At 69.6% G+C, this 14,589-nt stretch carries 15 protein-coding genes; 11 read left to right on the top strand and 4 right to left on the bottom strand.

Features of this window, described 5'->3' with window-relative positions:
* Positions 1–7 precede the first annotated feature (7 nt).
* Positions 8–2,014, bottom strand: coding sequence for a zinc ribbon domain-containing protein (locus ACWDSL_RS04690; RefSeq protein WP_450481678.1), 2,007 nt, complete (start codon positions 2,012–2,014; stop codon positions 8–10).
* A 473-nt stretch (positions 2,015–2,487) separates the two neighbouring features.
* Between ACWDSL_RS04690 and ACWDSL_RS04685 the strand changes: the two genes are divergently transcribed.
* Entirely contained in the window at positions 2,488–2,919 is a 432-nt protein-coding gene (locus ACWDSL_RS04685; RefSeq protein ID WP_450481677.1) for a hypothetical protein, read from the top strand.
* Here ACWDSL_RS04685 and ACWDSL_RS04680 read toward each other — a convergent pair.
* A complete protein-coding gene (locus tag ACWDSL_RS04680) occupies positions 2,894–3,229 on the bottom strand; it encodes a hypothetical protein (protein ID WP_450481675.1) in 336 nt (111 codons plus the stop codon). The genes ACWDSL_RS04685 and ACWDSL_RS04680 overlap by 26 nt on opposite strands.
* 331 nt (positions 3,230–3,560) lie before the next feature.
* On the opposite strand from ACWDSL_RS04680, the gene ACWDSL_RS04675 reads away from it, so the two are divergent.
* Both ACWDSL_RS04675 and ACWDSL_RS04670 read left to right on the top strand, forming a co-directional pair.
* Positions 3,561–5,954 (top strand): immune inhibitor A domain-containing protein, encoded by a 2,394-nt coding sequence (locus ACWDSL_RS04675; protein WP_450481673.1) that lies wholly within the window; start codon positions 3,561–3,563, stop codon positions 5,952–5,954.
* A 131-nt stretch (positions 5,955–6,085) separates the two neighbouring features.
* Positions 6,086–6,397 carry a hypothetical protein gene (locus ACWDSL_RS04670; RefSeq protein ID WP_065960043.1) on the top strand — a complete coding sequence of 104 codons (312 nt, stop codon included), beginning with the start codon at positions 6,086–6,088 and terminating at the stop codon, positions 6,395–6,397.
* A 16-nt stretch (positions 6,398–6,413) separates the two neighbouring features.
* Here ACWDSL_RS04670 and ACWDSL_RS04665 read toward each other — a convergent pair whose 3' ends face one another.
* Both ACWDSL_RS04665 and ACWDSL_RS04660 read right to left on the bottom strand, forming a co-directional pair.
* A complete protein-coding gene (locus ACWDSL_RS04665) occupies positions 6,414–6,998 on the bottom strand; it encodes a nicotinamidase (protein ID WP_014179246.1) in 585 nt (194 codons plus the stop codon).
* 398 nt (positions 6,999–7,396) lie between these two features.
* The gene (locus ACWDSL_RS04660; RefSeq protein ID WP_450481670.1) at positions 7,397–8,731 is read right to left on the bottom strand and encodes a nicotinate phosphoribosyltransferase; all 1,335 of its coding nucleotides are present in this window, start codon (positions 8,729–8,731) and stop codon (positions 7,397–7,399) included.
* 83 nt (positions 8,732–8,814) lie between these two features.
* Here ACWDSL_RS04660 and clpS point away from each other — a divergent pair, with 83 nt between their 5' ends.
* The 8 genes from clpS (at position 8,815) to ACWDSL_RS04620 (ending at position 14,565) form a co-directional block, all read left to right on the top strand.
* Positions 8,815–9,126, top strand: a complete 312-nt coding sequence (gene clpS / locus ACWDSL_RS04655; RefSeq protein ID WP_179285593.1) for an ATP-dependent Clp protease adapter ClpS — start codon at positions 8,815–8,817, stop codon at positions 9,124–9,126.
* A complete protein-coding gene (locus ACWDSL_RS04650; protein WP_450481667.1) occupies positions 9,126–9,791 on the top strand; it encodes a DUF2017 domain-containing protein in 666 nt (221 codons plus the stop codon). Before clpS ends, ACWDSL_RS04650 begins: the two co-directional genes overlap by 1 nt.
* Positions 9,792–9,989: 198 nt before the next feature.
* The gene (locus ACWDSL_RS04645; protein WP_450481665.1) at positions 9,990–11,447 is read left to right on the top strand and encodes an amino acid permease; all 1,458 of its coding nucleotides are present in this window, start codon (positions 9,990–9,992) and stop codon (positions 11,445–11,447) included.
* A 100-nt stretch (positions 11,448–11,547) separates the two neighbouring features.
* Complete coding sequence (locus tag ACWDSL_RS04640) at positions 11,548–11,973, top strand: Mov34/MPN/PAD-1 family protein (protein WP_089512387.1); 426 nt, start codon at positions 11,548–11,550, stop codon at positions 11,971–11,973.
* 91 nt (positions 11,974–12,064) lie between these two features.
* Positions 12,065–12,178: a putative leader peptide gene (locus ACWDSL_RS04635; RefSeq protein ID WP_014179252.1), complete on the top strand. Its 114-nt coding sequence runs from the start codon at positions 12,065–12,067 to the stop codon at positions 12,176–12,178.
* A gap of 111 nt (positions 12,179–12,289) precedes the next feature.
* Entirely contained in the window at positions 12,290–12,568 is a 279-nt protein-coding gene (locus ACWDSL_RS04630; protein WP_450481663.1) for a MoaD/ThiS family protein, read from the top strand.
* On the top strand, positions 12,568–13,518 hold the full coding sequence (locus ACWDSL_RS04625; protein ID WP_014179254.1) for a PLP-dependent cysteine synthase family protein: 951 nt from the start codon (positions 12,568–12,570) through the stop codon (positions 13,516–13,518). Before ACWDSL_RS04630 ends, ACWDSL_RS04625 begins: the two co-directional genes overlap by 1 nt.
* A gap of 294 nt (positions 13,519–13,812) precedes the next feature.
* A complete protein-coding gene (locus ACWDSL_RS04620; RefSeq protein WP_014179255.1) occupies positions 13,813–14,565 on the top strand; it encodes an MBL fold metallo-hydrolase in 753 nt (250 codons plus the stop codon).
* The last annotated feature ends 24 nt before the right edge of the window (positions 14,566–14,589 follow it).

Raw genomic sequence — 14,589 nt, 5'->3', positions numbered from 1 at the left:
CCGCGATTCACCAAAGGGTGAGCTGCGGATTGCACGTGGGGCGGGGTCCGGGCTTTCCGGCGTGGTCGCGCACGGGGCGCGGCTCATCCGGGGTCGCTCGGTCCCGCCGTCCGGCGGTTCGGTGAGCAGAGGTCACCCGCTGGCGGGGGACTGCCACGCGACCAGCACCCCGAGGGGTGTTCTGGCACGGTGTGGTTGACTCACGCAGGGCCTCTTCCAGCCCTTGATCGAAGATGATCTGTGCGTTCCGCGACCGGGCCGAATCCAGTCGGGCCGTCTTGGGGTCGTCTGGGTCGGCCAGGTCCACGAAGGCGGCCAGCGCTGCGGACACCAGGTCGCGTTCGCCGACCAGCCCACATGCGATGCACTTGTGTTCCCGGTCGCGCAGGGTCTTGATGACGCGCTCGCCGCACAGGCAGTGCTGGGACAGGGCGGTGGACCAGGTGGAGGCGCGTACGAGGCGGCCACCGGCGGCGTTGCACTCGATCTCCAGGGCGGAGATGAGCATGCCGGGCGCGGTCTGGGAGAGGCGCTTGCCCCACAGCCGGTACCAGGTGCGGATGTCGCAGTCCTCCACCGTGAGATGGGGGCCGTGGACGGCGATGATCTCCCGTGCGATCTGGCGGGCGCGGTGGCGCCGGTACTCGGCAGCGGACCCGGCGGCTTCGGCCTGGCGGGCGCGTAGCTCTCGGTAGCTGCCGGACAGGCGGTCGTGGCGGAACGCCTGCTTGGGTCCTCCGTCCGACCGGGCATCGCGGGCACCACCGGGCACCGCCACCGTCTTGGGCCCCAGGCCCTTGGCGGCCCGGCGTTCGGCGCGCTCACGCTGCCGCTTGGACAGCCCGTACTGTGCGGCGTTGGTGGCCCGGCGGGAGCGTTCAAGGGCTCGTGCGCGGCCCCGGCGCTTGCTGGCTTCCTTCTCCAGTCGCGCCCGCTCCTCCTCGGTCAACACGATCTCCGAGGACGCCGGGACACCTTCGGCGGGGTCCAGGCTGGCGGGGAAGGAGATGATCGACAGGTTGGAGACGTTGCCGTCCACCCCGCCGATCCGCTCCAGTTCGGCGGTGCGCTGCCGCATCTCTCGCACGGCCGGGGAGGCGTAGCCGGGGCCGAGGACCATCAGGTGCGCCTCATACGCCCAGCCGCCGGGCGCGCTGGCCTTGCGGCGGCGTACGAGGTCCACCTTGTGCCAGCGGCGCGGGTCGGTGAGGAAATGCTCCACCCGTGCCCGCTGGCCCGGCCCCTGCGGGATACGGACGGGCAGCACGAGGTCACCGCGCTTGCTGTCCGGCCCTCCGGCGAACACCACGGCCAGCGGCCCCGTGTGGTCCCACCAGTTCGTCTTCCGCATACCGGGTTTGCCTGAGGCGGTGACCTTCCCGGTGGGGACCTTGCCGTCCGGCGCGGTCGGTTTCGGCATTCGGTGCGGCTGCATCAGCTCGCGCCGGCCGCCGTCGGTGTGGGCCATGGCGTGGCCGTGGAGGGTGCCGACCAGCCGGAAGGTCTCCCACTTGTTCTCGGTGGTGTGGGAGCGGGCGCGGCCCGGAATCCGGGTGAAGTCGTGCCAGTGGCCAACACGGGGGCGGCCGTGGTGCTTGCCGGTGTCGTCGGCGAACAGGTGCCGGGAGGTCCCGTTCCACACCTCGTCCGCGATGTGCATGGCCAACGCTTTGGTGGCGTGGTGCTTGAGGTGCCCCGCGTCCTCCAAGTGCCGGTAGGCGCAGCGTTCCAGGGCTTCGCGGGACAGGCCGAGGCGCTGGCGTACGACCTTCGCGCCGTCGCTGTCGCGCTCATGCTTGGCGGCCCAGTACGCATCGACCTTGGCGCGAGCGTCGCGTTGAACGGCCCGCTTGATCGACCACATCGCGCCGAACAGCTTCTCCAGCCGGGCCAGGTCGGCGGGGTCGGTGACGGCCAGCGGTAGCACCATCACCGACACGATCCCGTCGTCGGGCTTGGTCCACTTCGGAGCCTTGTTCTTCCCCCGGAACCTGCGCGTCTGGGCAGCCTGCATCGCCGTCACCTCCCTCCCTGATTAGCTGACCCAAATCACGATACGCGACTATCTATGGCAGTCGGGGTGGAATTGGTCCCATCATTGCGACCTGGTTATCTGAACGTCCGGAGTGCCTGAAGACCACCGTCGCGCACGTCCACACCCTCAACAGCAACCGCGCTGACTTCCCCTGCCCCATCTACGTCGGCCGCGCCCCGTTGTGGCCCGTTGACCGGCTGGACGCCTGGCGCGAAGCTCACCCCGAGCGCGGGGATCAGGTCACCTATCCCGCATTCGGGAAGTAATTGACCTAATACATTGTTCTGTCTCCTTCCGGAGACGGGGCGTGGGCGCCCCTGGGCGCTTCTGCTGGCCAACCGCACCCCTGTTGGCTGCCATCGCGTGGCGCACGCCTGACCCACCGGCAGCTTGTTGACCTGTTCGCGGTCGGCGTCGCTACCATCCATCGCGTCATCGACCGCCTTACCCCCGTGATCGCTCGGCTCTCCGGGCCGCCCGAAGGCAGCCGGGCTCATCTGTGGGTGGTGGACGGCGCGCTGATCCCCATGGAGGGGCACGCGGTGACGGCCTGCTCCAAGAACTACCGGCGCTCGGTGAGTGTCCAGATCACCATCCGCGCCATGGACCGGCGCGTCATCGTCGTGGGCGACTCATGGCCCGGCAACCGCAACGGCATCGTGGTCTTCCGTGCCACCCTGGCCAACCAGGTCGCCCGGCACTGGCTGTTGATCGGCGACGGCGCCTACCGCAGCGCACCGGAGAATCAACGACACCGCCCGCGCTGTCGCCGTGCTGCGCAACCTCAAGATCGACTATGCCTGATCTACGGAACAGCTCTTAGTCGAACACTCCGGGTCAGGCGAAGTCCCGGCGGCGTCAGCCGTGGAGCGAGTGCTGGCTGACCCGCGGCTCCACCGGCTCGGCGTGGGCATGGGCCGGGGCGGCGGCGGGAGCGGCGGTGGCGGGGGTCCGCGGCGCGCGGACCAGGACGGTCCGCCGGTTCGTACGCGCCGCCGCCGCACGGCCGGCGGCGCGCGGGGTGCCGGGCATCGGCACCGTGACGGCGACGAGGAGCCCGAGCGCCAGCCCGGCCACGGCGATCACCGCGACTCCCAGGCCCGATCGCGTCTGGGTCAGCAGCAGCATGGCGAAGGTCGAGAAGACGACGGTGGCCGAACCGTAGGCGAACTGTGCAGGAGTCGGACGCGGCATGGCTGGATCCGTCCTCAAGGCATCGACTATGCGGGGGGCATGAGTCACAGGGGTGTGCACCGGCAAAATGACTCTACGGTGCTGAATGCCCGACGGGAAACGCAAGTAAGCGTGACCTGACCCACGGGGCCGTTGCATAGGGGGCGCAGGGGCGCACACGGTCCTGCGCCGTCCCAACTGGTGAGACCCGCGCGCCCGTTGGCGTCCGGAATCCGGTATAGGTGGGTCGCGAAACGTACTTGTCCCCCGTATCCAAGTCAAGGTCTGTTTTTTCTCCTGCCTCTCCGGTCAAATGTCCCGCACTGGTGTCACTGGGGAGGACTGGAGAAGCGTGAGCAGTCAACGGAGGGCCGTGAGAACGGCCGCCATCGCCACCGTGGTCGCCGCACTCGGCGCGGCGGGGCTGTCGACAGGCATAGCCCAGGCGGACAATGGGTCATCTACGCGCGTTGAGCGACGCGACCCGGCGCCCGCGAAGACCGACGTCGAGCACGACCTGGCCGGGCCCTACAGCAAGCAGCAGGAGGCGCAGCGGCAAGAGGCGCTGCAGCAGGTCATATCCGGGGACGCCAAAGCGGACCGGCGCGGCGCGTCCTCGGTGGTGAAGCTCGGCAAGGGCAAGTACGTCGAACTGGCCCGGGAGAAGACCGACAAGATCTTCACCATCCTGGTCGAGTTCGGCGACAAGGTCGACGACACCACCATGTACGACCCCGACGGCGCGGACGGCCCCGAGCCGCCGGTGAAGAAGTACGGCGGCACGCCGGGCCCGGCGCACAACACGATCGCCGAGCCGGACCGTGCCAACGACAACAGCACGGCCTGGCAGAAGGACTACAACCGCCAGCACTTCCAGGACCTCTACTTCTCCGCCGACAAGGGGAAGGAGTCGCTGAAGAAGTACTACGAGAAGCAGTCCTCGGGCCGCTACTCGGTGGACGGCGAGGTCTCCGACTGGGTCAAGGTCGACTGGAACGAGGCCCGTTACGGCTCCAACTACTGCGGCGACACCAACTGCGCCAACGCCTGGGACCTGATACGCGACGGCGTCAACCAGTGGGCCAAGGACCAGAAGGCGGCCGGCCGCACCGACGCCGAGATCAAGGCGGACCTGGCCAAGTACGACCAGTGGGACCGCTACGACTACGACGGCGACGGCAACTTCAACGAGCCCGACGGCTATATCGACCACTTCCAGATCGTCCACGCCGGTGAGGACGAGTCGGCGGGCGGCGGCGCTCAGGGCACCGACGCGATCTGGGCCCACCGCTGGTACGCGTACGGCACCGACGCAGGGCAGACCGGCCCCGGCGACAACAAGGCCGGCGGCGCGCAGATCGGCGACACCGGCATCTGGGTCGGCGACTACACCATGCAGCCGGAGAACGGCGGACTCGGCGTCTTCGCCCATGAGTACGGCCATGACCTGGGCCTGCCGGACGAGTACGACACCACCGGCAAGGGCGAGTCGGCCGTGGCCTTCTGGTCGCTGATGTCCTCCGGCTCCTGGCTGGGCACCGGTCAGGACGCGATCGGCGATCTGCCCGGCGATATGAGCGCCTGGGACAAGTTGCAGCTCGGCTGGCTGGACTACGACACGGCGAAGGCCGCCACGAAGTCCCGGCACACCCTCGGGGTGGCCGAGTACAACACCAAGAACCCGCAGGCGCTGGTGGTCGAGCTGCCCGACAAGGCCAAGACCACCGAGATCACACAGCCCGCCGAAGGCTCCAAGCAGTGGTGGAGCGGCATGGGCGACGATCTCAAGAACACCCTGACCCGGTCCGTGGACCTGACCGGCAAGTCCAAGGCGAGCCTGGACCTTCAGGGCTGGTGGGACATCGAGGAGAACTTCGACTACCTCTACGCCGAGGTGTCCACGGACGGCGGCGCCAACTGGACGCCGGTGGACGGCACCGCGGACGGCAAGGCCATCCCGCGCGACGCCGGGGACAAGCCCGCGCTGACCGGGACCTCGGGCGCGTACAAGAAGCTCTCCTTCCCGCTCGACGCCTACGCGGGCAAGAAGATCGACCTGCGCTTCCGCTACCAGACGGATGGCGGCGTCGCCCAGGCGGGCTTCGCGGCCGACGCGATCACTCTCACGGCGGACGGCGCGCCGGTGCTGACCGACGGCGCCGAGGGCGATGACAACGGCTGGACCACGAACGGCTTCTCGCGCATCGGGGCGTCCTTCACCAAGGACTATCCGCAGTACTACATCGCGGAGAACCGCCAGTACGTGTCGTACGACAAGACCCTCAAGGTCGGCCCGTACAACTTCGGCTGGCTCAACAGCCGGCCCGACTGGGTCGAGCACTTCCCGTACCAGAACGGTCTGCTGATCTGGCTGTGGGACACCTCGGAGCCGGACAACAACGTCGGCGTCCACCCCGGCTCCGGCCAGATCCTGCCGGTCGACGCGCACGCCACCCCGCACACCTGGGCGGACGGCACGCTGATGCGCAACCGCATCCAGGCGTACGACTCGCCCTTCAGCTGGTACCCGACGGACGGCTTCACGCTCCACAAGAACGGCGCCGCCGCGAAGGTCCCGGCAAAGCGGGGCGCACCGGTCTTCGACGACCGCAAGGGGACGTACTACTACGAGTCGAATCCGACGGGTGGGGTGAAGGTTGCTGACACCAACACCAAGATCAGCATCCTGAAGGAGCTTCCCGGCGCCTCCACGCTGACCGTCCAGGTCTCCCCGTCCGCTTCCTAGATCAATAGATCTGCCATCGTCGCAGGTCAGAGCGGCATCGGCCGTCGCCCCCTAGCGGGCGGCGGCCGTTCGCGTTTAGATGCCCCTAGACCTTTCTTGCTGACACGACGTCTTACGGGGGACATGAACTGATGGCCGACGGAGGATTCACCAAGCTGCCGGGAGGCAGCGTGGTCGTGGCACTGACCCTGCCGCGACCGCTGGGCGAGGGCGGCGTACGGGTGCTGGTGCACGCCGTGAACCGGCAGCGCGCCCTGACCAGGCTGCGCAACCTCGGACTGCGGGCGGTGTACCTGCGGGGGAACAGTGCGCCGCCGACACCGGACGAGGTCACGGCGGTGCTGCACCATCCGGACGGGCTGGTGTGGCGCACGGCGCCGTACGGGGTCGGGGAGCTCTGGCACCCCATCGCGGCCCTGCTGCGGCCGCCCGCGACGGCGTAGCCCGATGTAGCGCGGGTCAGACGACCGGCTTGCCGGAGAGCTCCACGCCCGCCGCGCGAAGCTCCTCCAGGGCCCGCTCCGTGGTCGCCTCGGCGACCCCGGCGGTCAGATCCAGCAGGACGTGCGTCGCGAACCCCTCGCGGCGCGCGTCCAGGGCCGTGGCCCGGACGCAGTGGTCGGTGGCGATGCCGACCACGTCCACCTCGGTCACCCCGCGCTCGCGCAGCCACCGCGCCAGCGGCATCCCGTTCTCGTTGGCCCCTTCGAAGCCGCTGTACGCCGCCTCGTACGCGCCCTTGTCGAAGACCCCGTCGATGGCGCCGGAGGCGACGGCGGGGGCGAAGTTCGGGTGGAAGCCGCTGCCCTCGGTGCCCGCCACGCAGTGCGGCGGCCAGGTGCGCTCGTAATCCGGGTGGTCCGAGAAGTGGTCCCCGGGGTCGATGTGGTGGTCCCGGGTGGCGACGACATGGCGGTAACCGGGCGTCGCCTCCCCGATCAGATCGGTGATGGCGGCGGCGACATCCGCGCCGCCCTGGACCGCGAGGCTGCCGCCCTCGCAGAAGTCGTTCTGGACGTCGACGACGATCAGTGCCCGGTGCATGGCGTGCGCCTTCCGGCTGGGATCTGCGTGCTGGTGATCTACTGACTGTGGCGGATGTCACCGAGGGTAGACACTCGGCCAGGTTTGCGGGAGTGGGCCGGGGCCGGACGCCGGACTGGCGGGATCGCGCTCCGGCACGATACGGCGGCCGGGCGCGAGGCCGGGCGCGCGCGCCGCATCGGCCGGTGCGCACGCCGTCTCGGCGCGCCGCGTTGCGCCCTGATGTGCGCCCTAACCGTGCGCCGCACTCATGCGTCGTGCATGGCATCGCGCCCCGTCGTCGGCGGTCCCGCCGGCGGCCACGCCGCGTACGGTCCTCGCACGTACGGCCACTCTGCGTAGCGCAGCTCCGGACATGGCTGCCCCGCGTGCGGCTGCCCCACGCATGGCCGAACGGCTCACCGCATCGCGTACTCCGTCGGGATGACCGGCTCGCCGCGCGAGAGCTGCGTCGCCGACAGCGGCAGCCCGGCCCGCGCCGTCACATGCCGCTCGCGCGCCGCGTCCAGCGGCTCGCGGGCCACGACCTCGCCGCCGCGCATCAGCTCGATCAGCAGCTGCCGGTCGTCGAGGCCCGGCGGGACCGGGCCGCTGCCGACCACCTCGGCCTCGGCCACGCCGTCCTCGTCCAGCCGCCGGGCGGCCCACTTGCGGCCGCCGACCGAGATCTTGGAGCCCATGGACTTCTTCGCCACAGGGCGCAGCGGCGCCTCCGGGGCGTCGGAGTCGGCCCGGGCGACCAGTTTGTAGACCATCGCACAAGTCGGGTGACCGCTGCCGGTGACCAGCTGGGTGCCGACCCCGTACGCGTCCACGGGCGCGGCCGCGAGCGAGGCGATGGCGTACTCGTCGAGGTCGCTGGTGACCACGATCTTGGTGTTCTTCGCGCCGAGCTCGTCGAGCTGGTGGCGCACCCGGTGGGCGAGCAGCAGCAGGTCCCCGGAGTCGATCCGTACCGCGCCCAGCTCGGTGCCCGCGACCTCGACGGCGGTGCGCACCGCCGAGGCGACGTCGAAGGTGTCGACCAGGAGGGTGGTGGCGCTGCCAAGGGAGTCGACCTGCGCGGTGAAGGCGTCGCGCTCGGTGTCGTGCAGCAGCGTGAAGGCGTGTGCGCTGGTGCCCACGGTGGGGATGCTGTAGCGGAACCCGGCGGCCAGGTCGGAGGTGGAGGAGAAGCCTCCGACGTACGCGGCGCGGGCCGAGGCGACGGCGGACAGCTCGTGCGTGCGGCGGGCGCCCATCTCGATCAGCGGCCGGTCGCCGGCGGCGACGGACATCCGGGAGGCCGCGGCGGCGACCGCGGAGTCGTGGTTGAGGATGGAGAGGATCACCGTCTCCAGCAGGACGGCCTCGCCGAAGCTGCCTTCGACGCGCATGATCGGCGAGCCGGGAAAGTAGACCTCGCCCTCCGGGTAGCCCCAGACGTCGCCGCGGAAGCGGTAGTCGGCGAGCCATGTCAGCGTGGGCTCGTCGACGATGTGCTGGTCGGCGAGGAAGTCCAGGACGCCGCTGTCGAAGCGGAAGTTCTCCACGGCGTCCAGCACCCGGCCGGTGCCCGCGACGACACCGTAGCGCCGCCCCTCGGGGAGGCGGCGGGTGAAGACCTCGAAGACGGAGCGCCGGTCGGCGGTGCCGGCGTGCAGGGCGGCCTGCAACATGGTCAGTTCGTACCGGTCGGTGAACAGCGCTGTCGAGGGCACGTCCACCGGCAGTCCGAGTTGAGCGGTGTTCATAGACGATGATGCTACCCCCGATACTCGTCAAAGTGACGATTTCTGGGTGCCGGTTTATGCGACGCGCCATGCCGGGTGGCAGCATGGGGGTTGTGAGTGCGACACCGGTGGAGATCGAACGTCCCCAGTCCAGCGAGGCGCCTTCGGCGGTACCCGAGCCCGATGTTCCCTGGGTCACCGTCGTGCACAACGACCCGGTCAATCTCATGAGCTATGTCACGTATGTCTTCCAGACGTACTTCGGCTATTCAAAGGACAAGGCGCACCGACTGATGCTGGACGTCCACCACAAGGGTCGCGCGGTCGTCTCGAGCGGCAGCCGCGAGGAGATGGAGCGCGACGTGCAGGCGATGCACGGGTACGGACTGTGGGCGACCCTCACGCAGGACCGCTGATGGCGGGGCACTTCGAGCCGCTGCCCGGCGGCGGGGCCATGGCGGCCCTGGATGACGTGGAGATCTCCATCCTGCGCAGCCTGGCGGTTCAGCTGCTCGAGCTGATCGGTCCCGGTACGGAACCGGTGGAGGGGCGCGACCCGCTGGACGCGCTTTTCGCCGACGGACCCACCAAACCGCCCGCGGACCCGGCGCTGGCCCGGCTCTTCCCGGACGCGTACGGCGGCCCCGGCCGGAAGCTGGGGGCCGACGAGGAGGCCACGGCGCAGGCCGCCTCGGCCGAGTTCCGCCGCTATACGGAGAACGACCTGCGGGCCCGTAAGCGCGAGGACGCGCTCGCGGTGGTGCGCGGCCTGGACGCCCTCGCGGGAGCGGAATCGGAATCGGGAGCGGGATCGGGAGCGGACACGGGGGCAGAGGCTGAGGCCGAAGGCGCGGAGGCCGGGACGGGAGTCCTGGAGCTGTCGCCCGAGCAGTCCCGGCAGTGGCTCGGCGCACTGAACGACCTGCGGCTGGCCATCGGCACCCGGCTGGACGTCACCGACGAGGACGACGGCGGCGAGCTGCTGCGGCTGCCGGACTCGGATCCGCGTAAGCCCATGGTGATGGCGTACTTCTGGCTCGGCGGACTCCAGGAAACCCTCGTCGAAACCCTGATGCCCTGATCACTGAGTGTTCGTTTAGAGGATGCTCAAGTCCGGATAACGATCGCATCACCGAGGCTGAGGTTTTTGCCGGTTGAGGTGGTGTTTGTCCGCTTCTTCCTGTGGTGTGCCGCACATCTACCCGTGTTGATCTGCGTTGCGGCCGTGGTAAATCTTCACGATCGCCAGCCCCCCCACTGCAAGAAGGGCGAAGAAACCATGACCTCAGCGCGGGCCGATCGACCTGGAGACGACGCCGTCGGCAATGCGGCCGTGGGCACCACTTCCGAAGAGGGCTACGAACGGGGCCTGGGCAGTCGCCAGGTCCAGATGATCGCCATCGGCGGCGCCATCGGCGTCGGGCTCTTCATGAAGGCCGGGGCGAACATCGCCAAGGCCGGGCCCAGCATCATCCTGATGTATGCCCTCGCCGGCGTGGTCATCTTCTTCATCATGCGAGCGCTCGGCGAGCTGCTGCTCTACCGGCCGGTCACCGGCTCCTTCTCGGAGTACGCCCGGGAATTCCTCGGCCCGTTCTTCGGCTATGTCACCGGCTGGACGTACTGGCTGATGTGGGTGGTCACCGGCATGGCCGAACTCACCGCGGCCGCCATCTACATCCACTTCTGGTTCCCCTCGATCCCCCAGTGGGTCAGCGCCCTGGTCTTCCTGGTGGTGCTGTTCGGGGTCAACCTGATCTCGGTGAAGATCTTCGGCGAGGTCGAGTTCTGGTTCTCGATGGTCAAGGTCACCGCGATCATCGGCATGATCGTGATCGGTCTCGGCGTGCTCACCCTCGGCTTCTCCGACGCCGGCGACACCGCCTCCGCCTCCAACCTCTGGTCGCACCACGGCGTCTTCCCGAACGGCATCGGCGACAGCCTGATGACCCTGCAAGGCGTGATGTTCGCCTACCTGGCCGTCGAGCTGGTCGGCGTCACCGCCGGGGAGTCCGAGGACCCGGAGAAGACCCTGCCCAAGGCGATCAACACCCTGCCCTGGCGCATCCTCATCTTCTATGTCGGCGCCCTGCTGGTGCTGCTCTCCGTCGTCAAGTGGACCGAGTTCTCGGCGGGCGAGAGCCCCTTCGTCCACGCCTTCTCGGTGATCGGCATCCCCTTCGCCGCGGGCATCGTCAACTTCGTGGTGCTCACCGCCGCCCTGTCGTCCTGCAACTCCGGTATGTACTCCACCGGCCGGATGCTGCGCGACCTGGCCGCCAACGGCGAGGCCCCGGCCGCGCTCGGCAAGCTCAGCGCCCGCAAGACCCCGGCGATCGGCATCACCCTGTCCGTCGGCCTCATGGGCATCGGCGTGATCCTGAACTACCTGGTCCCGGAGAAGGCCTTCGAGTACGTCACCTCGGTCGCCACCGCCGCGGGCATCTGGGCCTGGTCGATGATCCTGGTCAGCCACATCCGCTACCGCGCCGCGCTGCGCGCCGGCCGGGTCCGGGCCTCATCCTTCCCGGCCCCCGGCGGCGCGATCTTCAGCTGGGTCGCGCTGATCTTCCTGATCTTCGTCACCGGCCTGATCGCGTACGACAAGGACGCCCGGATCTCGCTGTACGTCGGCGCCGGCTGGGCCGTGTGCCTGGCCATCGGCTGGGCGGTGCTCAAGAGCCGCGGCCCGCGGGCGGCCGACGCGGCCCCGGAGCGGGAGTACGCCGCCAAGTAACGGCCACACCATCTCGGTGGTCCACACCGTCTCGGTGGGCGGGCTCCGGATCTCAGGGTCCGGAGCCCGCCTCTCGTTTTGCGCGTCTTATTCTTTGGCCATGCTGACCATCACGCAGGCCCTCCATGACCAGATCGTCGCGCACGCCCGCGCCGACCACCCCGACGAGGCGTGCGGCGTGATCGCCGGTCCGGCCGGCAGCGGCCGCCCCGAGCGGTTCATACCGATGCTCAACGCGGCCCGCTCGCCCACGTTCTACGAGTTCGACTCGACCGACCTGCTCAAGCTCTACCGCGAGATGGACGACCGGGACGAGGAGCCCGTGGTCATCTACCACTCGCACACCGCCACCGAGGCATATCCGTCCCGCACCGACATCTCGTACGCCAACGAGCCCGGCGCGCACTACGTCCTGGTCTCCACCGCCGAGTGCGGCAACGACGAGGGCCCGTTCCAGTTCCGGTCGTTCCGGATCGTGGACGGCGAGATCACCGAGGAAGAGGTCAAGGTCGTCGAGGCGTACTAGACAAGCCCCGCATCTCGTATGGCGGTCGCCATCCGCCCGAATCGTGGGACGGCCCTCTGGGGGCGGGGCGGGGAATCGATACGATGACTCCATGGTTGTCGATGATGTGAGCGAGAAGACGCCGGGCATGCTGCTCGTGGCGCGCCTCCACGTCGACCTGTGCCGGCTCGCCAGCGCGATGTGTCCGCGCCGGGCCGCCGCCTGACCGCCGCGGAGCGACGTCCCTACGCCCGCGTGCTGCCGTGCGCACCGACCCTCCCCCCGGACGCCGTCCGGGAGGGGCCCTGAATCCCCGCCCTCCGACAGGAGCCCACACATGGCCATCGAGGTCCGCATCCCGACCATCCTCCGCACCTACACCGACGGCCAGAAGGCGGTCGAGGCCAGCGGGAACACGATCGCCGAGCTCTTCGCCGACCTTGAGACCCGGCACACCGGGATCCAGGAGCGCCTGGTCAACGACGGTGAGCTGCGCCGCTTCGTCAACGTCTACCTGAACGACGAGGATGTGCGCTTCCTCGACGGCGTCTCCACCAAGCTCACCGACGGCGACAGCGTCACCATCCTTCCGGCCGTCGCGGGCGGCGGGGCCTGATGCGGTACGACAGCCCGCTGGCAGCGGTCGGCAACACGCCGCTCGTCAGGCTGCCGCGGCTCTCCCCCTCCGCCGACGTCCGTATCTGGGCGAAGCTGGAGGACCGCAACCCCACCGGCTCGATCAAGGACCGCCCCGCGCTCCACATGATCGAACAGGCCGAGAAGGACGGCCGGCTGACACCGGGCTGCACCATCCTGGAGCCGACCTCCGGCAACACCGGCATCTCGCTCGCCATGGCGGCCAAGCTCAAGGGCTACCGCATCGTCTGCGTCATGCCGGAGAACACCAGCGAGGAGCGGCGCCAGCTGCTCACCATGTGGGGCGCGGAGATCATCTCCTCGCCCGCCGCCGGGGGCTCCAACACCGCCGTACGCGTCGCCAAAGAGCTCAGCGCCGAGCACCCGGACTGGGTGATGCTCTACCAGTACGGCAACGCGGACAACGCGGGCGCCCACTACGCCACCACCGGCCCCGAGATCCTGGCCGACCTGCCGTCGATCACCCACTTCGTCGCCGGGCTCGGCACCACCGGCACGCTGATGGGCGTCGGCCGCTATCTGCGCGAGCACGTCCCCGGCATCCAGATCGTCGCCGCCGAGCCGCGCTACGACGACGTCGTCTACGGCCTGCGCAACCTCGACGAGGGCTTCGTCCCCGAGCTCTACGACGAGACCGTGCTGACCACCCGCTTCTCGGTCGGCTCCGAGGACGCGGTGGCCCGCACCCGGCAACTCCTCGCCGAGGAGGGCATCTTCGCCGGCGTCTCGACGGGGGCCGCGCTGCACGCCGCGCTCGGCGTCGCCCGCAAGGCGGTCAAGGCCGGGGAGAGCGCCGATGTGGTCTTCGTGGTCGCCGACGGTGGCTGGAAGTATCTGTCGACGGGCGTCTACACCGCCGCCACCACGGAGGAGGCCATCGCGACGCTGCACGGCCAGCTCTGGGCGTAGCCCGGGGGGCCGGGGCGCTGGGGTGAGAGCCCGGGGCCGGGGCTTCGGGGTGAGCCGGGCGGCCGGGGGCATGCGGCATGGGGTGTGTGCCCGGGGTTTGGGGCTGTGGGGGCGTGCGGACCGGACTGGGGCCGCCGGGGGCCGAGTTCCCGGCCGTCCTGGTGATTCCGCCCACAACGCGGGCCGGTAGAGGAGCGACCAGGGCTTTCGCGCTTTACGCTCGTGGGCACCGCATGACCCCCGCACCCGCCCATGGCCTTCGGCATGGGGACCCCCCGAGGAGGTTCCTGCTTCATGAAGCTCACCGTCGTCGGATGCTCAGGGTCGTTCCCGTCCGCGGAATCGGCCTGCTCGAGCTACCTCGTAGAGGCCGACGGCTACCGGCTGCTTCTCGACATGGGCAATGGCGCCCTGGGCGAGCTGCAGCGCCACTGCGGTCTATACGACCTCGACTCCGTATTTCTCTCCCATCTGCACCCCGATCACTGCATCGACATGTGCGCGTACTTCGTCGCCCGCTACTACCGGCACGACGGCGGCCGCGCCGAGGCGATCCCCGTCTACGGCCCCGAGGGCACCGAGCGCCGGCTCGTCCGCGCCTACGAGGACGTGCCCGACGAAAAGTCCATGCAGGAGGTCTTCGACTTCCGCACGCTGACCCCGGGCACCTTCACCCTCGGCCCCTTCACGATCCGCACCGCCCGGGTCTGCCACCCCGTGGAGGCGTTCGGCTTCCGCATCGAGCACGAGGGGCGCTCACTGGTCTACTCCGGCGACACCGGCCCCTGTGAGGCGCTGGTGGATCTCGCCCGGGGCGCCGATCTGTTCCTGTGCGAGGCGGCGTTCACCCACGGCAAGGAAGACATCCCCGAGCTGCACCTCAACGGGCGGCAGGCGGGGGAGCACGCGCGCCGCGCCGGGGTCGGCACCCTGGTGCTGACACATATCCCGCCATGGACGGACCCCCAGATCAACCAGCGGGACGCACAGGCGGTCTTCGGCGGGCCGGTGGAGCTGGCGAAGGCGGGCGCGGTCTACGAGATTTGAGCGCAGAGGCCGTCGTACACGGCT

Source organism: Streptomyces sp. NPDC000941, from assembly GCF_053599555.1.
Note: the sequence above shows the minus strand (reverse complement) of the source record. Positions and strands in the feature narration are given on the sequence as shown.